Consider the following 26,585-nt stretch of genomic DNA (forward strand, 5'->3'; position numbering starts at 1 on the left):
CACCTGTCCATTTGAGAAGAGAGTTGAAAAAATTTAAGTCATAAATATTTAGCCTAGGCCGCCCGCAAACCTTAATTTAATTTAAAGTTTGTGCTTCTAAAAGTTTCTCCTGGTTTCTTTCCTCATCATTTAGCTTATTAAATCCCACCCTATTAAAGCCTGATAATTGCTGTATCTCATATCCTATGATACATTGTGTAAAAATTAAATCCATTTAAGATCTGTTGATAATACGCCCTAGAAAAGTAATATAAAAAATGTCAAAACCCAATATACTGATAGTCTGGTCAAACTATTATAGAGAATTGGCTGAAAAACAGCTTGAATCTTGCATAAACAAATTAAAACAATATGAATACAATTATCAGGTTGAAACTGTTGAAGCGGGTACCTATGAGATCCCTGCTGTTATGCAATATTACCATCAATACCATCCCTTTAATGGCTATATACCTTTAAGTTTGTTACTTAAAGGAAGACAGATCATTATGAATTGATATGGGAGCATGTTAAGGAATGCTTTATTCAATTTGCTTTAAATGGTTTAACTATGGGTAATGGTATTATTTCTGCTCCTAATATGGATATTTTGCGCGAACGCGTTGGCAATGGAGAGAGAGTGCAAGAAGCAATTAATGCTGTTGATTATTTAATTCGTTTTAAAAATAAAAAAATAAAGTGACCCCTATCTGTAAAATGTAGTTAAAATGATTCTTTACGTAGGTAAAAAAATCACCTAATCTTTAGCCAATGTGTAATCCAAATGGATTTAGAGAGAGGAGTTTTTTGATGAGAAAACTGGTGCTATGGGGGCATGGAATTGATGAATATCGAGAGATGTTTGATTTACCCCAGGACGAAAAGGATTCAAACCTATTGGAATATGGTTGTGGACCTAGTGCTGTTAATTACCAGCAAACACAGTTGAGCAAAAGGGTAGTTAGCTGCGATCCTTTATTTGTATTAGATAAAGACACTCTATTGGCTAAAGCTAAAATGATTTTTGCTAATATGGCAGAAGAGGTAAAGGAACATCAAGATCAGTTTGATTTTAGCCGTAGTGGTAGCTTTGATAAATTGCTTCAAGCAAGACAAGAAGGAATGAAGCAATTTTTTTCAGATTATGAACAAGGTAAGAGAGACGGTCGATATCTTGGTGTGACAGATTATCATTTACCATTTGCAGATTTTGCCTTTGATTATGCTTTGAGCTCTCATTATTTTTTTGCAGATCTGGAAGATCAAACCGTTGATTTTCATTTATTTGTAATCCGTGAATTAGCTAGGGTAGCGAAAGAGGTTAGGATATTTCCTTTGATTGATAGGGAAGGGAAGACCTCAGAATTTCTAGGACCAGTTTTATTAGGTTTGCAACAAGATAATTATGGAGTGGAAGTTAGGGAAGTTGCTTTTCATCTACATAAATCAGGTAATGCCATGCTGAGAGTTTGGGCACAGCAATGTGTTGTGTAACTTCCACTTTCACTGAAGTAATCATGTTAATAGGGATGAAAAATGGATGTATCCAATAAGAAAATCGGGAATTCTTCTCACTCCTTGCGCTCTCATATCATTACAGCATTGTTAAGTATGGGAGCTGCTGGGACTATCGTATGGCTAGCTTCAGGTATGACTTTAGTCACTGTACTGGCTAACTCATTTAATCTTGGGTTTTATATAGGATTTATGTTATTGATGAGTGCTGCCTCTGCGGTACTCACCTCCCCGATTATCTTACCTGGTTTATTACTTGCTGCGTCAGGATTGCTTTTAGGAGCCGCTGTTGTTACCCTCGCTTTTAAGTTGAAAAATGCTTTCAATACTGCCCCAAGTCAATTAAATAATGGCTTAAATGAGGAATTCAATCTGGAAGATAAACCAGATTTACAAAAAAATCATGAAGATTTGAATGATCATTCAAATAATTTAAGAAACTCAAATGCTTCCTCTAAGGGAAAGAAAGTTGACCTTATAAGGTTCTGGGGCAGCTTAAGCTTAACTTCGCTTGTCAGCTCAGGGGCTACTGCTTTATTAGGATGGTTTGCCACTGACCTGGTCATTTCGCTTTCCATAATTCCTGCATTTCTACTAGGAATGACCCTTGCCATTGTTTTGGTTCCTTTATCAATTGCATTATCAGGAGTTTTTGCATTACCGGCTTTTACTGCTCTTATGTTTGCTTTGGGCGGCTTTGTCACTGGTGCTGCTGTCACAACATTTGCAACTTATTTTTTATCTGATGAACCTATAGTTGCTCATGGTGATGTGTCGGTATTGAATGTTTCTATGGATAATCCTGAAAAGGAAGATTCGCATCAAAAAATGCTAATTAGTTTAAAAAATGATAAATCAAATAACAAAGACTTTAAAAATCCTGGTTTAAGTGGGCAAAGGTCAGTGGTTCCTAAAGTAACTCAGGAACGCAATGAGATTAAGACTGAGGATACGGATCCAACAGAGCAATACAGTTTTTGCGGTTTGAGGTTTTAAGAATGATTTTATGTATCCGTTGTGCTTGCTTTTTAGAGTAGATGCAGGAAGCTGTATAGGTTTTTATTATATTACATTGTATTTTGAGCAAATTTCAGGACGAAGTTTTTTTGAAAATGCTATCATATTTGTTTTCTAGTGATTCCTCAGGAGTGATTTTATGTATTCCCTACTGCGCCCCTTGTTATTCAGGATGGATGCAGAAAAAGCCCATTCATTCACTTTGTCTGCTTTACATGCCATCCCGGGCTTTTGTTTTCGGCAACCGATTGGTAAGCCAATTCATGCGATGGGGCTTATTTTTCCTCATCAGGTTGGATTAGCAGCTGGTTTGGATAAAAACGGTCAACATCTCGATGCCTTGGCTAAACTGGGATTTTCATTTATTGAATTAGGGACGGTGACCCCCAAACCCCAAGAAGGTAATCCCAAGCCAAGGCTATTTCGCCTCCCAGAGGCAAACGCAATCATTAACAGAATGGGTTTTAACAATTGGGGAGTTGATGCCTTAGTAGATAATGTAAAAAATGCAAGGTATAAAGGAATATTAGGTATCAATATTGGAAAAAATAAAGCTACAACTTTGGATAACGCTGCTCAGGATTATCTCTATTGTTTGCGAAAAGTGTACTGCTATGCGTCGTATGTCACTATCAATATTTCTTCACCAAACACCCCGGATTTACGGCAGTTACAACAGCAGGATTATTTTGCAGGGTTGCTCAGCCAGTTACAAACAGAACAAGCCAGGTTAGCAGACCAATTTGGGCGCCATGTCCCTTTGATTGTCAAAATATCTCCAGATGAGACTGATGAAACCTTAAAACAAATGACAGAGCTTATCTTGCAATATGGTATTGAAGGGATCATTGCAACGAACACTACTTGTTCTCGTGAGTTAGTAAAAAACTTGCCTCATGCGGAAGAACAAGGGGGATTAAGTGGTAGGCCACTGACAGAATTATCCACCCGCTGTTTGTGCTTATTAAAAAAATATGTTGGAAATCAAATAACTTTGATAGGAGTAGGGGGGATTGATAGCCTGGCGAGTGCTGAGGATAAAATCAGTGCAGGTGCTTCTTTGCTCCAAATATACAGTGGCTTAGTTTATCAGGGACCTGGACTAATATATGATATTGTTTCTGGGTTAAATGTTAATAATGGAAAAAATTGATGTACGTTACCAAAGAGTTAACAGCCCGCATGGAGGCTTGTATCAAGCAAAGTCATATTGAAGTTGCTAAACAATATCCTCAAGGAAATATTCTGGAGGTGAATGGAGGGGCCGCTTGTTTTTCTGGTTTTGACTCTTTTTTATCCCAAGTAGTGGCTGGGGGTTTAAGACGGAACCAAAGCAATATAAATCTGAAATCGAAGCTATAGAAAATTTCTATAGGTCGTTGAGCCATCATCGTGTTGATATTGAGTTATGTCCTTTCGTAGGAAATCAGTTAATTAATTTTTTAAGTCAACGCGGTTACCGTGTGACAGAATCAAGTAATGTTTCCGTTCTTGATTTAAAGAATTATCAGTCTGCTGTTAATTTTAGTGATAATACTTTTGCTATAAGAGAGGTAAGGCAATCGGAGTTAGAGGAGTGGGCGAAGCGAGTTGCTATAGGATTTGGCTTTCCTGATGCCCAAGAGCAATTTTATAAATATGCTCACGCAAAAGGAGTTCTGGCTTTGGCTGCTTATGATCAGGATAATCTGGTTGCAGGGGCAACAATAGCTATTCATGGGGATGTTTGCGATTTAGGTGTTACCAGTACATTACCTCTTTATCGAGGGAAAGGCTTGCAAAAAAAACTACTGTTTGCCCGGTTAAATCTAGCGAAACAATTTGGTCTGGAATGGGCAACCGTTACTACAGAACCCGGTACAGTTTCCGATCTTAATGTCCAAAAATCGGGATTTCGTTGTGCTTATACGCGTATAAAATTTACCCTAGAAAACTATTTCTGATCGGTTTTATAATGCTCTGTTTGATCAAAATATGGTTTTTCCTGGACTAAACGAGAGAATATTGGCACTTAAGCAGAATAAGAGTTACAATTCTTCTCATTTGCGTGCGCCTTAACTGTTTAATGAAAAATAATCTTCCAATTAAATCTCATCTGTTATACCAACGTTTGCTGAACTACGTTAAACCCTTTTGGCCTGTTTTACTTTTAGGAATACTTGCCAATATTCTTTATTCGGGTATCGATGCTGGATTTACTTATATGACCAAGCTTTTTTTGGATAAAAGCTTTATTAATATTGATCTTGATTTTGTTAAGCAAATCCCGCTTATTGTTTTAGTTGGTATTACTTTACGAGGGGTTGTTAGTTCCTTGGGGAGCTACTGTATGACATGGGTGGCTCGCTCAGTGGTGAAGGTCTTAAGACAAATCGTATTTACTCATATTATTCATTTGCCAGCTGATTACTATGATGAAGCTACTTCAGGTCAGTTGCTGTCAAAAATTTTATATGATGTTGAGCAAGTAGCTCAGGTGAGTGCAGATGCCTTAACGGATTTTATTCAAAATATATGCCTGGTTATTGGACTGCTTACGGTGATGATGGTGATTTGTTGGCAATTATCTTTAATGTTTCTACTAACGATTCCATTTGTAGGGTTAATTGTCAATTATACCAATAAGAGAGTACGGCGTATTAGCCACAAAGTACAAAAAACCATGGGTGAAGTCACGGAAATTGCCAGTGAGGCCATTGAGGGCTATCGAGTAGTTCGTATTTTCGGTGGCGAAAACTATGAAATAACAAAATTTAATAAGGCAACAGAATATTCGCGCAAAAATGACATGAAAGTGGCTGTAAGCAAGGCTATTAATGTTTCAGGAGTGCAATTGGTCATCGCCATCGGGATCGCCATGATTATTATGGCTGCAATTCATTTGTCGACGGTTATTATTATTAGTGCTGGGTCTTTTTTAGCGATCATTGCCGCTATGTTGCAGTTAATAAAGCCTATGAAAACATTGACTACTCTTAATGCTACCATACAGAGAGGATTGGCAGGTGCAGAAAGTGTGTTCAATTTACTGGATTTGCCTTTAGAACAAAACAAGGGAACGATCTTAAAAGAAAAAGTACGTGGCGAAATCGAATTTAAGCAAGTCTCTTACGGATACAGGCAAAGCCAAAATATACTGCATGATGTGAGCTTTATAATTGAAGCGGGAACATCCGTTGCCCTTGTAGGGCATTCAGGAAGTGGTAAAACGACTATTGCCAGTTTGTTACCCAGATTTTATGAATTGAATCAAGGCGAAATTACCCTAGATGGCATTCCCATCCAACAACTCAGCTTAGACAGTTTACGTCAGCAAATGTCTTTAGTGAGCCAAAACGTGACTCTCTTTAATGATACCTTGGCTAATAATATCGCTTATGGCCGTTTTGATGTGAGTCGAGAGCAAATTATTGCTGCTGCGAAACTTGCTTACGCGGATGAATTTATAAATCAATTACCTAATGGTTATGATACCAAGGTAGGAGAAAATGGGGTGTTATTGTCTGGAGGGCAAAGACAAAGAATAGCAATAGCCAGAGCAATATTGAAAGATGCGCCTATTTTAATACTTGATGAAGCGACCTCAGCCTTGGATAGTGAATCGGAGCATTATATTCAGGCGGCGTTGGAGCAGGTGATGAAAGGTAGAACTACGCTAATTATTGCGCACCGTTTATCAACTATCAAGCACGCGCACAAAATCGTTGTATTACACCATGGGCGGATAGTGGAGCAAGGCAGCCATCAAGAGTTGCTTGATTTACATGGTCATTATGCCCAGCTTTATAAAGTACAACAATTTGGCAAGATGGATGAGGAAGTAACTGCTTAATGTCATTTATCGTAGATAAAATTTGGTATGGTAAACATTTTTTACAGTGGATATTATTTCCATTTTCTTGGCTCTATAGTCTGTTAATACGAATTAGGCAATGGTATTTGCAACGTTTTTGTCAACAATTTTATCCTATACCAATTATTGTAGTGGGAAATATAACCGTAGGGGGAGTAGGTAAAACTCCCTTAGTCATTGAATTAGCTAAGAGGATCCAGCAAAAGGGATTAAAAGTTGGTGTTGTGAGTCGTGGGTATCGATCTAAAATAAAACATTTCCCTTATGAGGTACAATTCAATGATTGCGCTGAATTCGTGGGAGATGAACCCTTAATGATAGCAAGAACACTTAATTGTCCTGTGGTCATTGCACCTAAACGAACACAAGCCGTGAGTTATCTTTTAGGAAAACATTCAGTGCAACTGATTATCAGCGATGATGGATTACAACATTACAGAATGGGGCGTTCCATTGAAATTGCTGTAATAGATGGAACACGTGGCTTGGGCAATAGGCTTTGCCTGCCAGCTGGGCCATTAAGGGAGCCAGATTCAAGATTAAAACAAGTTGATTTTGTTATTGTAAATGAGGGGAATTGGACGGATGCTTATTCTATGAAACTGGTTCCTAATAAAATAATCAAGCTTGCCACTGGGGAGGAAGTAAGTATAGACTTGTTTACTACTGAAGTAGCTGCTATAGCAGGAATTGGTAATCCACAACGATTTTATTCTACTTTGAGTCAATTAGGTATAAAATTTAAATCTTATTCTTACCCGGATCATTATCAATTTAAGTTGAATGATTTAAACTATGGCGAATCGCAGGTTATTATGACAGAAAAGGATGCTGTAAAATGTAGTTCATTTAGTTCAGATAAGTTATTTTATTTGTCAGTCGAAGCAAAATTAGATGATTCCTTTTGGGAAGCATTGTGGTCACATCAACAATTACAAGGTTATTGCTAATATGGTACCAAAACGAATTTGGTTAGTATTATTTTCTGTATTCTTATTTTTAAGCAGTAATATTTTTGCTTTGGAAAATACAGAAGAAGATAAAACAGTTCAGCCGGATGAACCAATGGTTGGAAGTTGGGTTTTTACTGGCATGGTTACTAATGAAAGTGGTGAACGGTATGGTTATTTCTTTCAGGTACAAAGACAAGGTACTGATATTTATGCCAAAACTGCGTTAATTGAAGGACAAACCAATCAATTAATCCTGTTTTATGAAGCGAATGATAAAATTGACAGCTCATCGCCTCAAGTCAATTGGCAGGTTGGCCGTTCCTTTATACGCTATAACCCCATTAATGACAGTTGGATTTTTGGGGTGAAAGTAGAAAATGAAAAGGGATTCAATTTTAAAGTAGACATGCTAAAGCAGGACAATAAAGACGTTGAAACGTTAGTATTAAGGCCTGGAGTAGAACTTCAAACGTTACAAACTAGTCGCTTGAATGGACATATACACATAGGGAAGGAGAATAAAGAGCAGTTTGTAACAGGCAATAACGCCTGGTTTGGGAAGTTATGGTTTAGCAAGGATCAAAATTCTCCTCATGACATCAGCACAATTTTTTGTAGATTAAGCAATGATAATGGATTTTATTCCGCCAACCTCAAGGAAGCAGATGCCACTGGTGCTGCGATAGCAGGATGGCGCGATCCAGCAGGAAATAATATAAAAATGTCTCAGTTTGTTTCTATTAAAACATTAACGGATAATCAATGTTTACTTAGCGTAGGTTTACCGAAGCTAAAATTAAGACTGATAAACACTTTAAAACAAGAGGAAAACGCTCCTCTCACAGTGGCAGGTTTTTCTGCTGAAAATCCAAAAGGCTTTTGTTTCATAACCAAGCAAATTTTTAATCAGGTTAAAGAATCGGCAGTAGAATCTGCTATAAATAGACCTCTTGCATAATCATAGCATTTTATTGTTTTATGGCAGTGGGGATGCTTACGACTTTTCTGGAAGAAAGCAAGCGAATAAGCTTGCTAATACCATAGCTAAAGGAATGATTAAAAGAGCCAGTTGATAGTCACTTAAGCTATAGTGGCTTTGGTGGCTGCTAAGCCTATCTAAAATAAAGCCTATTAGTGGTTGCAGTAAGGGAGCTGAGAGCATAGCCAAGGTATTAGTGAAACCGGTACATGTAGATAAAAATTCTGGGGGAGCTAATTCATTGGCAATGGAATAAGCAAGCATATAAGCACCACAACTTAGACCAATAGAAAACATTAAGAAACTTACTAATAGAGTATTTTCAGTTGGCCAATATAAAACAAGCAATAATAGCCCCGCGGTGAGCAAACAGGATAAATGGATAAGAGGTTTACGTTTACTAAGATGCATTGAAATCTGACCCAATAAAGGACAACTTAAACCAGCACCCAATAAGATCATGGATGTTACTATACTTGCTGTTTTGATAGTGCAATGAAGTTTTAACTGGAGAAAAGGGACTGCCCACATGGCGCCAAATACAGTGATGACTGAGAACTCCAGACAAACAAAAAGACCATTAAACCAGGCTAATTTATTTTTTAAAATTGGAATAATTTGTTGCTTATATTGTTGCGGAAAATTAGAGAGGGGCTTACTGCTTGGAATATATAACCAGCATAAGCCAGCAATCAGGCATCCAACGATTCCTGCTGCAATAATAAAAGAACGCCAACCTAAGTGGCTGATTAAGGATCCCATGCCAATCATTCCTAAAACAGTGACAGTGAATCCTAACGTTTCTGATAGACCTATCATAAAAGCATATTGTTTTAAGGGAAAATGTTGGCGTAATAAATGACTTAAACCGATAAAAGCGAAAGCAGAACCGGCACCAATGACAAGGCGCCCAAGAAAAAGGGTAGGCAGACTATATCCTGAAGCGAATATAAAACACCCAGTGGCGCATAAGGCAGCATTAATTGATAACAGTATTCGTGTATTGTAGCGATCAAAAAGAATTCCAACTGGAATTTGGAAAGAAGTATAGACATAATAAAAAGCACTGCTTAAAAGGCCTGCACTCAGAGCGGAGATATTTTCTTCATGCATGATGGCACCCACAATGATCCCTGAGGATAATTGCAAGAAAAATTGGAACAATAAAAAAAATACGCCTACCAACCAAATGGTAATTCGTTTTGTTTTAGTTGCAGATGAGTTGTTCAAATTAATTCATATTTCAAGAAAAAGAAAGCGACTAAATATATAGCATTGTGGCACTGGTGTAAATTTTTAATCGAAGCTTGCACAGTAGGTTTTAACTGCTTTTTCTAGGATAATACAAGGTCCAATTCTCTATTTCTTACTGAGATAGCCGGTTTTCCTTTCTATTTTCACAAAAGCCAAACCAACTTACAATCCATTGGCATAAAGATTGTTTTAGCTGGGCATGTTCTGGTTGGAACATGGAAAATTTCCCAAGTGGGCTCAGTGGTTGAGATAATTGTCTCAGTGCCCTTATTTCTTTAGAGAATAATTCACCAGTCTTTCTTGGATTATTACTGTTTATTTTAGAGTTTAGTGATTTAATAATGCTATCTAGATATGCAGAATATTTACTTAATGAGGATTGTTTTATTATCTCTTTTAATTTTGATTTTGCGCTGTTTTCATTAGTATAACCCAGTGCTTGGGCAACATCTTTTTTTAATTGCTTTCCATTGCTATTAACGAAGAGAGCATACTGAAGAACATATATTTCTTCTTTGGTTTTTGCAGACTTAATCAGATTTAAATAGTGTTTGGTTCGTATTTTTCCTCTCTCGTAATCAAAGTAATAAGATAAATAGCTTAAAGTGGCATTACGGTGACCAAAATAGCTTGTAATCCCTTTAACAGCTTTATTTTTTAAAGTTTTAAGTAAATCTTCTTGTAGCAATTTTTCATTAGAGACTGGTTTAATCGTTTTTTCTTCTTTATTAGGCTTATTTAATTCACCTGGCTGTCCTAGTTCTTCTTTTTTTGGAATTCTTTTAAGGGAGTTAATGTGGAATTGAATTTCTGGTATAACAAAAGTAATAGGTAATTTTGCTTGGGTTAACGCTAAGTCTAATGTAGAAACGGTGTCTTTAAAATCCAGTTGTACTTGAGTCGATGAGATTTCTAATGATTTTTGCCCAAGATTATATTGCTTCATTAATGAAAAAATATGAAGCTCTTGCTCGCATACGGCTTTAAACCGAGGATTATTGGCTAGTCTATTCAAAAGTTCACTATGTTCCTCTGTCAAATAGTCAGGAACAATATCATATTCAGCCATTAAAGCTTTAATCTGTGCAAATTGCATAACTATATTTGGGTTTTCAATTGGGTCCTTCAAATCAATTTTGGATTCAATTATGGTAGAATGACAAGCAGTGAAAATTTTATGTATTCTATCAAGACCCTCATAAAATTTCTTATTGCTCAATGCATGACGATAGATATGACCATTTAAATTAACCCCATTGTTAATCATTTTTAACTCAATCGAACTAAGAGTTTCCTGAATTAAGTCAAAATAAGGTGCTGCTAGTTGGTGAAGTGCTTTTGGATCTTCGGATAATCCCTGCAGGAGAGTGAATAGATGAGGTCTGAGATCTTCTTTTTCATAATGGGTCTCTACAGCTTCTATGTAAGCTTGGATAATTTTCTTATGATTGCAATCAATTTGTTTTTGAATTTCAAGTGAGAGTTCTTCTTTAGTGCAGCAAGCCAATATATTAGCAATAATTGCCCATTCCCCTTGATTTAGAGCTTTTTGAATTAATGAGTCTAAAGAATATTTTTTTTCAATGATATCCAAGATCTTGGGAGTCATTCCTGGATCAGATAAAAGGGCTAGGGTGTCTTTATCGGGATTTACTGGTAAGGTAGTTTGGTTGAAAAATTTGATGAAATTTTCCACGCTTCTTTCTAATAGCGCTTTTTTTAAAGGGGGAGTAGATAAATAAAGTGCTGTTTTTTGGAATTTAGGATCATGAATAGAGTTTCTAATAGTTCGCAGTAATTCTGATTTTGGATGATGAATTTTGGCTTTAAGCAACATACTATAAAGTCTACCGTGAGCGTTTTGATAAATAGCTTCAAAAATACTTGCTGAAGAGGGTTCGTCAAATAATTGTTTAACCGCATCACATATCTCTTTTTCATCAAGCTGTAAATCCCTACTTAATAAAGCATTCGCTACAGCTGCTTGTTTCTGCTCACAACTGCAGATGAATAATTCTTTGAAATTAATTCCAAAATCGACATCAGAGTTTATAAAGAGCTCTAAAATGCTAATATGTCCTTTTTTTATGGCTTCCTTGAATTGCTCTGACAGTGGGAGAGTAAACTGTGTTGTGGATGTAATTTTTTTCTTTGCTAAAAGAGTCTTTACTACCTCTTGATTGTCATAGATGAAAGCGGCTTCGAATATTTTTAGATAAATCTCATCTGATAAGGTAATATTTTTGTTTAATAAGCCATTTATTGCTTTGAAAAAGTTATTTTCCAGTAAAGCTTTTATTAAATTTGTTTCTTGGGTCAAATCAGGATAATTTTTAAGTAAATGAAAAACACCTAATTCATTTTTTGATTCAATTAACTCCCCAAGCAATTGCTTTAACTCCAAATTGGTCAAAGTGATTGGGCTTGCCAGCGCATTGGCAAGTTTGAAAAGTTTATGATGGAAACAATATTTGATAAACTCTTTTTGTTCCGCTTCAACCAGTGTTAATCTAAAAGTGCCGGCTGATAATTGATCAGCTTCAGCATTCAGTTTAGCTAAATGATTATCCCTTGTCCTGGGGTCAGTTTGTTTTACCCAATCTTGAAATAAAGTATCAAATAACTTTGGATCTGTTTCTCTAAATTGTTTAATAATCGTCTGGCAATTAAAGTTTAAAGCGTTCTCAAGAACTATCTTTCTAATTTGATGATTAGCTTGGACAATGCAATTTTCGATAATGGAGAAATCATTGTTATCAAGGCTTATGTAAAAAAGAGTTTTAATATATTTTGTATTATTCAGAATATTAAAACCTAATTGAACTAGTACCGAGAGAATGGTGTAATTTTCTTCTTTGATAGCTGTTTGATAAAGATAATCCAGAGTATCTGGATCTATAATTTCCTGTCGTTTTGCGAGTTGCTGTTGCAGAAATAGAGAAATGTCAATATTTTCTGAGAGAATTGCTTCCAACAGTGCTGATTGGATGATTTTTGATTTAATATTATTTTTCCAAGCCTTTTTTATATGCGTATTTTTACCTAGTATTATTAGGGCATTGATGAGTGGAACAGGGCCAATTTTAGTTTCGAGATCTAGGGATTCATAGGAGTTTTTATCAATATGTTCCCCAATTTGTTGTTGGCTTTGTTGGTAATAAGCCCGTATATATAATTCAAATATTGTTTTATCAAGACGTTGAGCACAAACATTTATTAATTCCGGCTCGTCAAAATTCACAGTAAAGCCATTTTGGAAAAGAGTTTCCAGAGTTATTGCATTAATTTTTTGTAAAAGCTCTTTATCGAATACAGAAGGAAGATCCTTAAAATTAATTTTTCTTTTTATTAGCTGGTTAATTAATAATTTTAAGGCATAGTGTTGATTAAACATCGCTGTCATTTGAATCTGAGCTATCAATTGTTGAGTAGAAAGAGTCTTAAGGAATCTTTCATAAGTTTCTGGTGGAGATTCGCTGTTGATTAAACCAAGAAGCTTAAGATGATTATAATTAGTAAATGTTTGGTCTGTATTGCTAAGGCCAAATCGGTCAAACAAGTGAAGGAAGTAATCATTGTTTTGTACTTTCTTCATTACAGCAATATTGTTTTTATGCAATATGTCAAAAGATTTTTGCAAGGCGGTTTTCAATGCGGATTGTTCCTCATTTGCGATAAAGATTTGCAGATAGTGGTTTATCAAATGCTCTACCATGGCGGTATTGCCAATATTAATATGCAGATCAATACTCACTAATAAGGTATTTTTTAATTTTTCTGTTTTGGGTTGTTTTAATAAAAGCTCATTAAATTCAGGTCTTAAATATTCAACAGTCAGGTTATTCCAGTCCATACAATTATTAGAAGCAAGATAAACTAAGGTATCGATATCTCGTGCGCATGCTGCAAATTCAGTAGATTGATAAGTGGTATCACCCAAGGCCAATATGCGTTTTTTATCTGACTCATTGAAAAAGGCAATTTGGCGTAATTGCTTTGCACTGGGATAATTTACTGGCTGTGCATCCATTTTGGTAAAGACACGAATGGACAAGCCATAAAGATCCTTAGGGTAGCGGAAACATTTTGTTAATTCCTGCAGGACTTCTTTGGGAGAATGAAATTCCTTAGGCTTTTGATTGGAATTGGGGTCATAAATAAAATAAGTGTCATGCTTATAAAATATACTGATAGCATGGCTCTGACTTAATATAAGATAACCTCTGTTATTGAAAGTAACCGCACTTAAAATGTCTTCCCATTTTTTTGCATCGGTGATAAGGCCAAAATTAAACTCATTCTTAATGGGTTTGTTATCAATAGTAATGACTTTGTCTATATCGCCTTGACCTATCTGATAATTCGAATATTGACCAGGACTAAAGGTTTTTTCTATCTGGATAATGAAATCACTGATTTCAGGATCACAGCCAAGTTTGTAATCCTTAGGTAATTTGCTTAAACGCTCAAGAATATTAAAGAATTCGGTAGTTTTGTTTTCTAACGCATACTTAATATATAGACCAGCAAGGCCGGCACAAACCCCTTTTTTATTAAGCTCAAAATCAATATTGCGTTTTTGTCTTAAACAAGAGTTAACTGCTGTAATTATTCGGCCTTGATTGATCATTTTTAGAAGATAATGGATTAAATTGGCGATTATATTTAAGTGATTGCTTTTAACAAAGCAAAATAAGTAGAACTTGAATAATTAATATAGATTTTATTTATTAATTTAATTAAGATAATAGTTTATTTTTATTATAAAAAGCCATGAATATAAGGGATTTGCATTATTTTGTTGTTCTAGCCGATACAAAACACTTTGGAGAAGCTGCGAAAAAGTGTTTTGTAAGCCAGCCTACCTTGAGTATGCAAATAAAAAAACTGGAAGAGGAATTAGATGTTGTTTTATTTGAACGAACTAATAAGCAAGTTCTATTGACTGATCACGGTGACAAATTATTAATTTATGCAAGAAAAATATTAATTTTAATAGACGAGATGAAGTGTTTGGCTCGTCAATCAGAAGACCCTTTTTCAGGTGAATTACGATTGGGAGTAATACCTACTGTATCCCCTTATATGTTGCCCTTGGTAATGCCAGAAACTAGAAAAAAATTTCCTGGTTTAAAAATATGGTTGATAGAAGAGCAGACGCACAGGTTAATCAGCAAGCTGGAGAAGGGCGATATAGATGCTGCCATTATGGCTCTACCGATAGAAGGAAATTTTTCCTGTCAAATTTTATATGAAGAAAAATTCTATTTTGCTTGCGCGAGCACTCACTCGTTGGCATATGCTAAATCAATCAATATAAATGATTTAATTAACCAGCCTATTATGTTATTAGAAGAGGGGCATTGCTTAAGAGATCAGGCTATAGCAGTTTGTCAGTTAGCTAAAGCCAATGAAATGGCTGATTTTACTGCAACCAGCTTGGAAACACTAAGATTAATGGTGCAGGCGGGAATGGGGGTTACTTTGTTGCCGGCTTTAGCTACATTAGCCAGTTCAACGGATGATATAAGATGTATTCCTTTTGATGAGCCAGCTCCATCTCGAAGCATAGGTTTATTTTGGCGTGTTGGGACGCCGAGACAAATTTGTTTTAATGCAATTGCTGAGTTGATAATGGAAATAATAGAACCTAAATTAGGCAGTGTTCCTGAAGTTATTTTAAGCAACCGTATGAATTTTAACGAGCATCCCTAACTGTGGATGATCAAGATAATAGATAGTACTGCCTTTTAAACGTTGTTTTTGAGAAACAGAAAAAGAAGCTCCCTGATTACCGGGGGGTGAACATTGTAGTTCTGCTTCTAGTAGATAGTAGTTACTTTGACGTACTTTGAGAGTCCCTTGAATTTGCCATCCATTATGATTGATCTTGGGTAAGGCAACCATACTATTACTTTGTGCAGGCTGTCTCCATGAATAGTGCCCCATGACTTGAAATCGTGATTTACGACTTAAAAGGTAATATTGATCACGCAATTTCGATTGGGAAGGTGGCAATAGAGTGTACGATCCGTGTTGTTTATTAGTGCTCGGATGCAGCATAATTACCTCTTTACCAAGAGGAATTAATGGAGTAGAGGGATCAAGTTTTATATTATTAATACTGTCTTGTGGTTGAGCAAAAAGTATTAAATCGATTTGATAACTTGCTTTCGCAAATGCAAGCGCTGAGCATAATATACTGATTGCTATTATAAATAATCTAGTCATAATAATATTATTATTGTTTTTCTCAGGGTGTCCGCTTCCTCACGGTCGCGGCTTAGTTAATAATTTTTTATTCTCTACGTATTATACTCATCTCAAAAGAATAAGAAATGGAATTCCTGTTATTCGACAACAATTTTTGGAAACTTATCGGCATAATTTATCGGCTTTTTGCTCAGTTCAATGGCTGTTTTCATAGAGGTTTTAATAAAGGCGTCAGTCAGTAAATTAGAGAAATGTATTGAAGTGGGTATGCCTTCATCACAATGTTTCCTGATATGGCTGTCTAAAGGTAATTGACCTAGTAATTTGCATTGATAAGCGTCACATAAAGCTTCTGCTCCTCCTTTACCAAAAATTGCTTCCTGATGGCCGCATTGACTACAGATGTGAGTGGACATGTTCTCTATGACTCCCAACACGTCAATTCCAGTTCTGGAAAACATAGTGATTGCTTTCTGGGCATCTAAGGTCGCTACATTTTGTGGAGTGGTAACCACTATTGCAGCAGTTAAAGGGATTTTTTGTACCAATGTTAATTGAATATCCCCAGTTCCTGGAGGTAAGTCGATAAATAAATAATCGAGTTCATCCCAAAGAGTAATATCTAACATTTGGATTAAAGATTTGGCAAGCATGGGGCCTCTCCAAATCAACGCTTGATTGTTATCAGTAAGATACCCAATAGACATGGCTTGCATGCCATGTGCTTCGACTGGTACATAACAATTGTCTTTCACTTGTAGCGGGCTGGTTTTGCCAAGCATTAAAGGGATGCTGGGGCCGTAGATATCGGCATCCAAAATACCAACTCGAGCACCAAGTTTTGCCAAAGCTGCTGCAAGATTGACTGTCACAGTAGATTTGCCAACCCCCCCCTTCCCGGAAGCGACTGCAATGGTATTTTTTACACCTCGAAGTGCTTTCCCTGTCAGTTGGGTTTTGTGTGCCTTTATGAATTGTTTGAAGGTGATAGTAATCTGGTGATTAGGATACTTTTGTTGCAGAGCTTCAATTACTATCGGTTTATAACTGGTTTCTAGCAAACTGATAGGGTATCCGGCAGTTAGATTAATATGAATGGTATGCTCAGTACAGATGGTTTGGTACTGGAGGTTCATCTCTTTTCCATTGAGATCAAGAAATGGTTCCTTTAAGGAATCAATTAGCTTAATTATATTCTCTTCAATCGTCATTTTCTTAACCTAATCTGAAAATAAATCGGTAATAGACTTCTTTCGAAACTCGCTGCCATGAGAGAAGTGCGAGGAGAAACGGAGCGCAGAACCGCAGTGTACACGTTAGTACATGAGGATTCGAGCACCGTATCGACAAAGCAATTCTCCATGGCAGTAGAGTTTCGAAAGAAATCTAATGATAACTTAGGTTGTTGCTAATCACTAGCGACAATTATCATCTGTTTAGGCAAAATCAGGATATTTATTATGCCAATTAAGAAGGATAAAGATCTATAATCGATTGAGCGCTTGCCCCATAATGCCAATCTACCCAATGGCCATTAGAGAGATAATAGAGTCCACATCGTATAGGAAACTTTGTATGATCTGATAAATAGTATCCATACTCGTTTAATTGCTTCTGGTGTTGTTGCAAAGAAGCTATATCTTCTTTTCCTGTTTTAAAATCAATGATCCATTGAGTGTTCTTCTCAACAAAAGTGCGATCAATGATACGAGTCACTAATTTATTTTGATGCTCTACAAGTAGTTCATACTCATTCTGCTCATTCTCATGCTTAGCTATAATCCATAGGCCTGTATTATTTTGATACATTTGAGAAATTTGTTTTTTTACAATAAATAAAGCATTTTCTTGCAAATCTTGATTTAGTCCCAATTCTTTAAATTCATTAACAGCGAGGAGCCAGGGTATCTGATCAATTGTTTGGGGATGGTTGTCACATATCCATTGTAATAACTTATGAGCTACGATACCTATTAAACGAGGTATGCCAGATGACAATTCTGGAGTTTGATTCTCATGAGATTGAGAGGGGTTAATGATAACTTTTTGATAATATTCTAAAGGTAGTTTGCTTAGTTTTGGTAGTGAGTATTCTGCTTCTTTATTTTGAGTTTCTTCAGAATCGACAATAAACTCTTGATGCTTCAATAAACTTCGGAAGGAAGATTTATAGGATTTTGATGAGTGGTCAAGCAAATATAATCTGGATTTGCTTCGTGTAGCAGCAACATAAAACAATCTTTGAGCTTCATATCCAGATTTTTCTTCTTCTAGCTGCTCTAAATAATCGTATAAAGGATTATTCTCCTGATGTGCTGCTTTTATGGGAGATACTAATAATAGGTTGCCATGGTATTGGGTGGGCCGTTTCATCCATCGTAACATGGGAGCGTCCCCACGACTGGCTTGTGAACCCAAGCCAGGGATAATCACTGTGTCAAATTCTAATCCTTTGGATTTATGGATGGTCATTATCTGTAAACGGGAGGGGGTAGCTTGTTGAGAATACAGTTTATTAAACTCATTAAGAAATTCTTTCATATCTGAAATACGGCCTTCTTTTTCATATTGATCAAGTAGCACCCAGAATTGCTCAAGATCATTTAATTGAGTTTTATTAAGTATCTTTTCAACATGAAGGTCTTTTAGTGTTTTTCCAATCCAGTCGGATAAACGACGGTGAGATCGGTTTGATAAAGACGCGTGCATGATTTGAATAAAAAAATGGGCACGTATTCGCCCTTCTTCACTGATATTTTGAATTTCATCTAAATGAAGTAAGTTATAATAAATTGACTTTTTTGTATTATATTGAGCAATTTGGTGAATATCTGATAGAGTTAAGCCAACGTAAGGGCTGTGTAATACACAGAGCCAGGACAGTCGATTTCCAGGGAAAAGCAAAGCATGAGTCAGTGACCAGACGTCTCGTACATGGACTAAATTGGCTAATAAATCAATATCTGTGCCTTGATAGGGAATATTGTATTGGCGAAGCAGGCTGATTATTTCAGAAAGTTGTGTGCGGGTACGTACTAAGATCGCTATTGTTTGGGTGGTATTCATTTCTAGTTCGTTTTTTATAATGTTAATTAAACGCTTTGCTTCCTGTTCGCGAGTTTTACATTGTATGGCATGGACGGTACTGCCCTCATTACTCTTAATGACGTTGACAGAGGGGTGGAAGGATACTGCTCCTGACTCAATATCGAATTGTTGAGGAAATATCTTGCTGAAATGAAAATTTACCCAATTCACTATGGTTTCAGTAGAGCGGAAATTACAACTTAACTCGAGTGATTTCAGTGCAACAGGGCCTATACCTTGTGCTTTGGCACGAAAAAATAATCCAACTTCAGCTTGCCTGAAACGATAAATGGATTGCATGGGATCGCCGACAAGAAATAAAGTTTTTCCATCTCCTGGTTCCCAACCTTGAACTAGCTTGGCAAGTAACTCAAACTGAGTAATGGAAGTATCTTGAAATTCATCCACTAACAAGTGATGAATCGATTGGTCTAGATACAATGCCAGATCAGTAGGATTGTCTATATCACCCAAAGCAGCCAACGCTTGGTGGGATATTGCAGTGAAATCCACTTCGTTCTGTTCACTGAATGAAACCTGTAAATGTCCAACCAATAGGGGTAGTAAGAGAAAAAGGGCTTGCAGAACTTGCCATTGCTCATCATCGTACTCAGGGGTTGGTAATTTATTGACATGAAGTAAAGAGTCCAGAAATTCTGGATAATCAAGTAATTGAGTAAGTAATTCGGCGCTGGATGTTTTTATCTTGCTGTATTCTTCTGGGGTACACTCTTTTTTAACTAGACCAACATGATGATCAAATACTTTACGCAATTGGTTATCACTGTTTAAGAGTAATTTGCATAAGGCATTCACAATTTGCGGATTGCATTGATTAAATTCATACCAATCTCTGAGTGGGTACCGCGGAGAATCTGGTTTGTTTTCTATGATAGCCATCTCTCGAGCTAAACAAGTTAATTCCTGTGCCAAGTCATCTGGCAGGCTTTGTTTTAAAAGAGATAGTTCATGTTCTTCAATAAAGCGCAAGGCTTTTTCAAAGGTTGATTTTTCTTGATTGCGTGCTAAAAAGAGGGGGGATAACCATTGGTCTCTTTGGCTTAAAAGCGCTTGAAATAATTGAATTAAACGTTCTTGTTTATTATCAACGTGTAGGAGTAAGGTTTTTATTGCTTGTTGATATTCTGGCGTCGCAATCGCGTATTGAATGCAATTACGGGCAGCATTGAGGTAATGAGAATCGGGTGTATCTGTAATTTCAGGATAAGCAATTTGTTTTTCCAAGAGAGGAATTGCTTGATTAATACTTTGGCATAGTGAGTCGATCGTTATTATTTTTAAGCGATTAGGTTGCTGAAGCAAATCCCATTGGTATTGTTCATTTCTCTTTAATGCTTGTTTTGCGAAATTTTGGGTAATTTGTTGATGGGAGCTTTGAGGGGGCTGATTGGAGGCCGCTTGCTGCAGTGCTTGAACAATTCGTTCACGCATCTCACTGGCTGCTTTTCGCGTAAAGGTCAAAGCAATAATTTGTTCTGGAGATTGAACAGTACTTAATAAGCGCAAGAAACGCTGAGTCAGGATTTCTGTTTTTCCTGACCCAGCAGGAGCTTGAACAATAAAAGATTCCCGCGGGTCGGTAGCTCGACTTCTTTGCTCACTATCGATTAGCATCATGCCATTATTCCAGAACTATTTCTTGAGCAGGAGGCCTCAAATTATAGTGCGAACTCATGCAGTGACCATAAGCTCCAGTATTTGCTATTAATATGATGTCACCTTCCTTGGTAACTGGTAACAATCGGTCATAGCCGAGTGTGTCTCCAGATTCACAAATAGGACCAACTATATGAGCAAATCCAGCTTTTTCCTCATGAAGTCGAGTTAAATTTACAATTTCATGATAGGCACCGTATAATGAAGTTCTGATTAAGGAGTTCATTCCTGTTTCAATACCGATAAATCTTACTTTCCCTTTCTCTTTACATTGAGTGACTTTGGCGAGAATAACCCCGCTTTCAGCAACAAAGAAACGTCCGGGCTCAAGCCAAATTTCCAATCCCTGGAATTGAGATTTTACTGCCATTAATTGGGCATCAAGTACAGTAAAATCAATAGGATGTTGGCCTGGTTTTTCTACAATGCCTAGGCCACCTCCTAAATTAATTGAACGTACTTCAGGGAATTGGGTGGTTAGTGAAGCCAGCATCATTGCTGTTTGTTGCCATAAGTCTGTAGAGAGTATCCCGCTCCCTGAATGAGCATGCAGACCTATGACTTTGACATGGTGGGTTCTTGCCAGAGATAAAATTTGTCCGATGTCATTTTGAGTGATACCAAATTTGGATTCATTGCCACCTGTAGAAACGTGCTTATGGTGGCCAGCGCCAGTACCTGGATCTATGCGTATAATCACTTCACGATTTTCAAATAACTCAGGCCAATTTTCTAAAGGATATAGGCTGTCGATGGTGACATAGCAGCCTGCTTGTAATGCAAATTCATATTCCAATTTGGGGGCGAAATTGGGTGTAAATAAAATTCTTTCTCTTTTGATATTAGGAAATAGTTTTAACACCAGATCCAATTCCTGAATGGAAACACACTCAAATCCTATACCTTCTTTCTCAAGGGTTTTTAAAATGGAAGGGAATGGATTGGCTTTAATGGCATAGAATAAGTTATCAATGGACTCCAGAGCTGATAACTGCTTGGCACGACTGATTTGTATTGGGCTATGGTAAACATAACAGGGTGAATGGAGAGCACTGGTAGTTAGTAATCGGTCTCTTTCGATTTCCCACCATGGCGTAGGGCGTACATTCGGTTTTCCAAATTCTTCATGCCAACTTTTAGAGTAATAAAAGACTTGAGGATTACTTTCAATCAATAAATGGTGTAATTTCTGACACAGTTTATCAGCATGGGATTCATCAACCACGAAAGTCAAATTAAGATCATTGGATGCCAAAGACATCAAATAGACTTGCTTTGCCTCAAACACCTCCAAGGCGGGGCCTAGATGAGGTAATACAGTTCGAATGTGGTGCCCCACCAAGCTGACAGCACTGCATGGTTCTATAAGTTTGGCGCGCCCGAATTGGTTTAAATCTTCCAGCAAAGCATTAATCGCTGGTCTGTCATGTATTTTGGCGTTAACATCCAAGGATAAGGTGACGTTAAACTCAGAAGAAGAAAGCAAGTCGACGGAAAAGCCGTGTTTTTTAAAGGCAGCAAACACATCAGCTAGGAATCCAACCTGTTGCCACATATTCAAGGTATCTATGGAAATCAATAAAATGCTGTGTTTAACCTGGATGGATTTGATTAAAGGGGCGGATTCATCAATGTCTTTTGTAATTAGTGTCCCTGAATGTTCTGGCATATGAGTATATTTTACTACCATAGGGATATTGGCTTTGCGAACTGGCGGTATGCAGTTTGGGTGAAGAACTTTGGCACCCATTGATGCAATTTCTTGAGCTTCGTCATAATTTAATTGCTTTAATAATCGAGCATGCGGTAGTTGATGTGGGTTCGCAGTATAAATTCCTGGGACATCAGTCCATATCTCACATGAAGAAGCTTGTAGTTTTCCAGCGAGTAATGCTGCTGAAGTGTCAGAACCTCCACGGCCAAGCAAAACCGTTTCACCATGAGAATTGGCTGCAAAAAAGCCTTGGGTAATAATGGCTTGAGCTCCACTTGAAAGAAATTTCTCTACTAACGCCGGGTCATATTCACTTTCACAACGCGCTGACAGGTAGTTCATAATCTCACCACCTGGTGTAGGCATACTTGTTAGCAATTCTCTGGCGTCATACCACTTTGTTTGAATCCCCTGTTTTTCAAGAAATGCATGCCCAAGACGTGTCATCATTAATTCACCCAAGCTTAAAATTTGAGCGTGAGTTTTGGCGGGTGCTTGTTTAAGCAAGGCGATTCCAGTCAGCCATTGCTGTAATTGATGTAAGTCCATTGAAATTAATTCGGGATTGACCTCAAGTTGTTCTGCCAGGTTCATATGGCTGTTTTGAATGTCACTCAAGATACTGTGATGCTCATCAAGAAGAGCAGCTTCAATAGCTTTTTCCAATTTATTAGAGATTTGGGTTAGAGCAGAACAGACGATGATTGGTTGAACATCAGCATCCAGATGTTTTTTAGTGATAGATACAATATTGTTCCAGGTGGTTCTGCTTGAAACACTGGTGCCGCCAAATTTGATGACTATTTGTTGCATGATTAGATTCCGCTCAAAATTAATACACATTAGCATGGACTAAAGGACTTACACAAGTAGATAGAGCAACCAAATTTTCAACACAGTTGCTCTCCCGCGCTAGGAATTTGGAACTACCCAAATTCCTAGCGCGGAGAGAGGCATATTGAAGTAAACTCAAAAATCTGTGAAAAATTTAAGATCCAATAGTGTGTAAGAAACTTCAGGGGCATTGCCTAATAGATATTGTTAAAGTATATCTTTGTTTATTCTGAAAAATCCAGATTGTTACCCCGAATTATCCAATATCTTATTCCGAAAAATCCAATATTCTGTCCCGAGATTCCATAAGACCTTGCAATCTTAGCGGCAGGTGAGTATCAAAAAGCAGCAGCCACTGAGGTGCAAACAACATGAGTAAAGAGAGTGATGTTTATTACATTATGATATCGCCTAATTTTGTTGAATAAAAAAGCATATTCAATAAAATTAGGTGATATCAATATAGAAGTAAGACGACAAACTGTCCTGGAGGCTTAAGGTAAGCAAAGCTTGATAGCAAAACAGGTACGTCCCACTTTTTCAAAACCTATTCATTCGTGGCGATGCTTAATTAAAAATCTTTCTCTTGTTTACGCGGTTGGTCTGTAAAAATCCCCTTTCGGAACACCACTGTATTTTTCCACTTTTGTTTTCAGATTTAGTGGATTGATATCATTTGGTTTTATGGATGGATTTTTTGTATCTTGGAAGAAACTCAACTGTCTTCTTTGGGGAAGAATAGGTTTCAGGTTAAAACTTTTTGGAACAAGTCTAAAAGTAGAATTATTTTCGTGAGCGTGGTCTTTGATAGATAAGAATGTATCAAGAAATGGTTCACCAGTCATTATTTTGGTAGAAAAACGACTAGGGCTCTTTCCATGTGTGGATTGGCGCTCCAAACCTTTGCTGCCTTCATCAACAAAATGTCTCTCTGGAATAATATGTTCAATATGACCATTAAATTGCTCATACTTAAAAATAGAATCTTCAGTTTCACAAAGCAATAGCTTTAAACGAGACCATGTTCGTTCACACTCAGACTCTGGAAGTTGGGCTTTAATTTGAATTAGTAATTGCTCCGTACTGTAGCTAGTTTGGTTGATTAAAATAATCCGTCTCCCACCTTGATCATGGGCATAATTGAGCACACGAATTAGTTGATCCATGGAGGTTGAATCAATTTTTTTTCCTGAAAAACAAGAGTTATATTCTCTTATTTCAAGAGCTATTGTTTTGCTAGTAGTTTTTTCAAACTTCGTTGGATTTGCAGTGAGGTAAGGCTCATTATAATGAGAGCGTCCGCCAAAATATGAATGCGTTCCACCTGCTTGACAGACATGAATCCATCGTTTTTGCACAGGACGTAATTTATCATAAGCACTGCAATTCATATATCCTGTATTGTGCAATGATTGGCGAATAGGAGCTAATTCCTCGTTTTCGTCAAAAGCTGGAATTAGCTCAACTTGCCCCAGACTACCTTCATTGGTTCTCCAGGATAAATCGCTTACTATAGCCCCGATGGATTGTCCATCGCGTTTTGATCGTAGGCTTTCACCTGCTAAATCCTCTTTATAATGCCAATTTAGGTATTGGGAAGAGTTGTAATCATTAAATGGGGGATAATAGTATTTTTCATCCAATTTATAACCATAGCAATTCTTAAATCGAATGGGTTCATTGGAAGTAATGAATAATCCTTTTCCAGGATTATTCACATACCAAGAATATATTTTTTCAAGCAATAGATTACCGCTGAAACCGGCCAGATTATCATCATCTAGGAATACAACATCAGGGTTTGTGGCTAATAAGTTATCTATTTCCAGACCGCAATTATCAAGATCAGAAATACTCTTAGCTTGGTCTGCCCATCCATTGACCATGACTTCTGAAATCCAGAGCACTTTCTTTCCTCTGGCCGCTAATTCTTTTGCAGCACACACAGCGGATGCTGTTTTACCAACACCGGCTTTTCCAGTTAATATAACCAATTTAGATTCATCATCCATGATGTTTTGACAAAATTGCTTGCTCATTATCATTAACTCTTTCTGCTGTGGTGTCTCCTGTTTGAATCTAGAGAAGTCCATGGATGTTCTGTTTTCAAATGGAATCACATTGAGTAATTCAATAGGGAGAAGAGAGGAATCAATAGGCTGAGGTAAATAGTTCATGGCGTCATCTTGCTTGTTGTTTTCAATGTGCTGTAACCAAGTTGAAAATTTATGCAAATCAAAAACTAATTCAAGATCTTTATTTTGCTGCACCTGAAGAAATTCTTCTTCTGTGATTGTTTTATGGCGTAATTGTTCAGCCTTTTCAATTAATTGGCCACAAGTTTGAAAGAACCTAGGATGAAATTCTTCTGGAGTCGCAGCATACGATGATAAGCGATCGGTATCGTATTGTGCTCTTTCCTCATTAAATGCTTGGCGTAGTAAGTTCAATACAGCGGATTTTTTAATCCCTTGAGTACCCTCTAAATGAGGGTCAAAAATATAATATTGTTTACCAATTACGATGCAATTCTCGCCACCATAATTTCCTCCAGGATGTTTTAAAGGATATAAAGGGGTATTTGTTAGGTGTTTAACAGTCACGGAGGAAGCTTTAGTTGCTTTTCCTTTTGATAGAAATGAATAGAGTGGGTTTCCAGAATAGGGTTTGTTGCTGTCTTCAATACCATTGTAGACCATTTGGGTTATAAAAAATGGGGCGCGCCCAAAACATTGATTGAATCGCTCATTACCTAGCATGTACCGAAGGCCGAACCATAAACTCAATTGAGTAAACATACCACAATCAATGATTGTTGGTCCTTTGATTAATTCATCTAACGCTTGAGCGGGTTGCTGCCCCTTATAAATTAGAGTGATAAATCCATCCTGCAACGTAGAATCCCATCCCGATGGAACAAGAGTTGTTACTTGTGAAGACTTAAGGGGCTCATCGTAGTTACTATGCTCAGCATTCCACATCTTGACTAAATCATTATTGTAATGCAGACCTGAATAAATATTTCCGTATAATGCTTCTCTACCCTGATTTGATTTTTTATCAAGCGGATTACTATTAGCCAACTGAATAAACTTTTTCACTCCTTCTGTAAAAGTTTCGGAATCAATTGATTTTGGCGTTGCAAAATTTGATAAAAACTCCTCCAGTTGAGTTGAAGGTCGTGCTATTTGTAACTGACGGAAGTATTCGATTGCTGGGTGAATCTTTTTTTCCGGAGATGTATTTAAATTTAATAGATTATGATGTTTTGAACTGAGTTGGTTGAGTTTTTGCTTCATAATAGAGCACCATTTAAATTTAAAATGGCAAAATTATATCATAGAATGCAGTTTGTGTATTTATTTTATTCATCTCGTTGGTTTTTAAATCTATTGACAATCGGGTAAGGTAGAAAGTGCATATCGGTATGTAATACAAAAACGTTTAATAATAGCAGGAGCTTGGTGGTCTGTTCATCATGCTAAAAGTATGTAACGTGGTCTAATAGAT

The 26,585-nt window shown here is 36.9% G+C and carries 16 protein-coding genes and 1 pseudogene; 10 read left to right on the forward strand and 7 right to left on the reverse strand.

Going from position 1 to position 26,585, the window contains the following annotated elements; translation table 11 throughout:
* Positions 1-257: 257 nt before the first annotated feature.
* The 9 genes and pseudogenes from OK13_RS15190 (at position 258) to OK13_RS05375 (ending at position 8,275) form a co-directional block, all read left to right on the forward strand.
* On the forward strand, positions 258-497 hold the full coding sequence (locus OK13_RS15190) for a 6,7-dimethyl-8-ribityllumazine synthase (protein ID WP_241480435.1): 240 nt from the start codon (positions 258-260) through the stop codon (positions 495-497).
* Between the two features lie 53 nt (positions 498-550).
* A complete protein-coding gene (locus OK13_RS15790; RefSeq protein WP_277619268.1) occupies positions 551-682 on the forward strand; it encodes a hypothetical protein in 132 nt (43 codons plus the stop codon).
* A gap of 107 nt (positions 683-789) precedes the next feature.
* Positions 790-1,473 (forward strand): hypothetical protein, encoded by a 684-nt coding sequence (locus OK13_RS05345; protein WP_035888560.1) that lies wholly within the window; start codon positions 790-792, stop codon positions 1,471-1,473.
* Between the two features lie 42 nt (positions 1,474-1,515).
* On the forward strand, positions 1,516-2,490 hold the full coding sequence (locus OK13_RS05350) for a hypothetical protein (RefSeq protein ID WP_035888563.1): 975 nt from the start codon (positions 1,516-1,518) through the stop codon (positions 2,488-2,490).
* A 160-nt stretch (positions 2,491-2,650) separates the two neighbouring features.
* Positions 2,651-3,664 (forward strand): quinone-dependent dihydroorotate dehydrogenase, encoded by a 1,014-nt coding sequence (locus OK13_RS05355; RefSeq protein WP_035888567.1) that lies wholly within the window; start codon positions 2,651-2,653, stop codon positions 3,662-3,664.
* Positions 3,664-4,454 (forward strand): annotated as a pseudogene (locus OK13_RS05360) (GNAT family N-acetyltransferase). The gene OK13_RS05355 and the pseudogene OK13_RS05360 overlap by 1 nt, the downstream one beginning before the upstream one ends.
* Positions 4,455-4,576: 122 nt before the next feature.
* Positions 4,577-6,343 carry a lipid A export permease/ATP-binding protein MsbA gene (gene msbA / locus OK13_RS05365; protein WP_035888607.1) on the forward strand — a complete coding sequence of 589 codons (1,767 nt, stop codon included), beginning with the start codon at positions 4,577-4,579 and terminating at the stop codon, positions 6,341-6,343.
* Complete coding sequence (gene lpxK / locus OK13_RS05370) at positions 6,343-7,314, forward strand: tetraacyldisaccharide 4'-kinase (RefSeq protein WP_035888570.1); 972 nt, start codon at positions 6,343-6,345, stop codon at positions 7,312-7,314. Before msbA ends, lpxK begins: the two co-directional genes overlap by 1 nt.
* Before the next feature lies 1 nt (position 7,315).
* Positions 7,316-8,275, forward strand: a complete 960-nt coding sequence (locus OK13_RS05375) for a hypothetical protein (RefSeq protein ID WP_035888577.1) — start codon at positions 7,316-7,318, stop codon at positions 8,273-8,275.
* 36 nt (positions 8,276-8,311) lie between these two features.
* Here OK13_RS05375 and OK13_RS05380 read toward each other — a convergent pair whose 3' ends face one another.
* On the reverse strand, positions 8,312-9,526 hold the full coding sequence (locus OK13_RS05380) for an MFS transporter (RefSeq protein ID WP_338151666.1): 1,215 nt from the start codon (positions 9,524-9,526) through the stop codon (positions 8,312-8,314).
* Between the two features lie 136 nt (positions 9,527-9,662).
* A complete protein-coding gene (locus tag OK13_RS05385; RefSeq protein WP_035888583.1) occupies positions 9,663-14,180 on the reverse strand; it encodes a hypothetical protein in 4,518 nt (1,505 codons plus the stop codon).
* A gap of 143 nt (positions 14,181-14,323) precedes the next feature.
* Here OK13_RS05385 and OK13_RS05390 point away from each other — a divergent pair, with 143 nt between their 5' ends.
* Positions 14,324-15,265 (forward strand): LysR substrate-binding domain-containing protein, encoded by a 942-nt coding sequence (locus OK13_RS05390; protein ID WP_052117580.1) that lies wholly within the window; start codon positions 14,324-14,326, stop codon positions 15,263-15,265.
* Here the strand turns inward: OK13_RS05390 and OK13_RS05395 are convergent.
* The 5 genes from OK13_RS05395 to OK13_RS05415 all read right to left on the reverse strand — a co-directional run bounded on the left by OK13_RS05395 (position 15,230) and on the right by OK13_RS05415 (position 26,374).
* Positions 15,230-15,781: a CsiV family protein gene (locus OK13_RS05395; RefSeq protein ID WP_035888585.1), complete on the reverse strand. Its 552-nt coding sequence runs from the start codon at positions 15,779-15,781 to the stop codon at positions 15,230-15,232. The two genes, OK13_RS05390 and OK13_RS05395, sit on opposite strands and share 36 nt — an antisense overlap.
* Before the next feature lie 119 nt (positions 15,782-15,900).
* Complete coding sequence (gene apbC, locus OK13_RS05400; protein ID WP_035888587.1) at positions 15,901-16,974, reverse strand: iron-sulfur cluster carrier protein ApbC; 1,074 nt, start codon at positions 16,972-16,974, stop codon at positions 15,901-15,903.
* A gap of 256 nt (positions 16,975-17,230) precedes the next feature.
* The gene (locus OK13_RS05405) at positions 17,231-20,488 is read right to left on the reverse strand and encodes a UvrD-helicase domain-containing protein (protein ID WP_152571590.1); all 3,258 of its coding nucleotides are present in this window, start codon (positions 20,486-20,488) and stop codon (positions 17,231-17,233) included.
* 4 nt (positions 20,489-20,492) lie between these two features.
* Positions 20,493-23,054 carry a bifunctional aspartate kinase/diaminopimelate decarboxylase gene (locus tag OK13_RS05410; RefSeq protein ID WP_035888588.1) on the reverse strand — a complete coding sequence of 854 codons (2,562 nt, stop codon included), beginning with the start codon at positions 23,052-23,054 and terminating at the stop codon, positions 20,493-20,495.
* 611 nt (positions 23,055-23,665) lie between these two features.
* Positions 23,666-26,374 carry a P-loop NTPase family protein gene (locus tag OK13_RS05415; protein ID WP_035888590.1) on the reverse strand — a complete coding sequence of 903 codons (2,709 nt, stop codon included), beginning with the start codon at positions 26,372-26,374 and terminating at the stop codon, positions 23,666-23,668.
* Between the last annotated feature and the right edge of the window lie 211 nt (positions 26,375-26,585).

Source organism: Legionella norrlandica, assembly GCF_000770585.1.
In the GTDB taxonomy this organism is placed as follows: domain Bacteria; phylum Pseudomonadota; class Gammaproteobacteria; order Legionellales; family Legionellaceae; genus Legionella; species Legionella norrlandica.

What these genes read in the sequence shown, in the direction of transcription:
- lpxK (WP_035888570.1), top strand. Translation starts at nt 6,343, where the DNA reads ATGTCATTTATCGTAGATAAAATTTGGTATGGTAAACATTTTTTACAG.
- OK13_RS05375 (WP_035888577.1), top strand. Translation starts at nt 7,316, where the DNA reads ATGGTACCAAAACGAATTTGGTTAGTATTATTTTCTGTATTCTTATTT.
- OK13_RS05405 (WP_152571590.1), bottom strand. Translation starts at nt 20,488, where the DNA reads ATGATGCTAATCGATAGTGAGCAAAGAAGTCGAGCTACCGACCCGCGG.
- OK13_RS05410 (WP_035888588.1), bottom strand. Translation starts at nt 23,054, where the DNA reads ATGCAACAAATAGTCATCAAATTTGGCGGCACCAGTGTTTCAAGCAGA.
- OK13_RS05390 (WP_052117580.1), top strand. Translation starts at nt 14,324, where the DNA reads ATGAATATAAGGGATTTGCATTATTTTGTTGTTCTAGCCGATACAAAA.
- msbA (WP_035888607.1), top strand. Translation starts at nt 4,577, where the DNA reads ATGAAAAATAATCTTCCAATTAAATCTCATCTGTTATACCAACGTTTG.
- OK13_RS05345 (WP_035888560.1), top strand. Translation starts at nt 790, where the DNA reads ATGAGAAAACTGGTGCTATGGGGGCATGGAATTGATGAATATCGAGAG.
- OK13_RS05385 (WP_035888583.1), bottom strand. Translation starts at nt 14,180, where the DNA reads ATGATCAATCAAGGCCGAATAATTACAGCAGTTAACTCTTGTTTAAGA.
- OK13_RS05395 (WP_035888585.1), bottom strand. Translation starts at nt 15,781, where the DNA reads ATGACTAGATTATTTATAATAGCAATCAGTATATTATGCTCAGCGCTT.
- apbC (WP_035888587.1), bottom strand. Translation starts at nt 16,974, where the DNA reads ATGACGATTGAAGAGAATATAATTAAGCTAATTGATTCCTTAAAGGAA.
- OK13_RS15190 (WP_241480435.1), top strand. Translation starts at nt 258, where the DNA reads ATGTCAAAACCCAATATACTGATAGTCTGGTCAAACTATTATAGAGAA.
- OK13_RS15790 (WP_277619268.1), top strand. Translation starts at nt 551, where the DNA reads ATGGGTAATGGTATTATTTCTGCTCCTAATATGGATATTTTGCGCGAA.
- OK13_RS05415 (WP_035888590.1), bottom strand. Translation starts at nt 26,374, where the DNA reads ATGAAGCAAAAACTCAACCAACTCAGTTCAAAACATCATAATCTATTA.
- OK13_RS05355 (WP_035888567.1), top strand. Translation starts at nt 2,651, where the DNA reads ATGTATTCCCTACTGCGCCCCTTGTTATTCAGGATGGATGCAGAAAAA.
- OK13_RS05350 (WP_035888563.1), top strand. Translation starts at nt 1,516, where the DNA reads ATGGATGTATCCAATAAGAAAATCGGGAATTCTTCTCACTCCTTGCGC.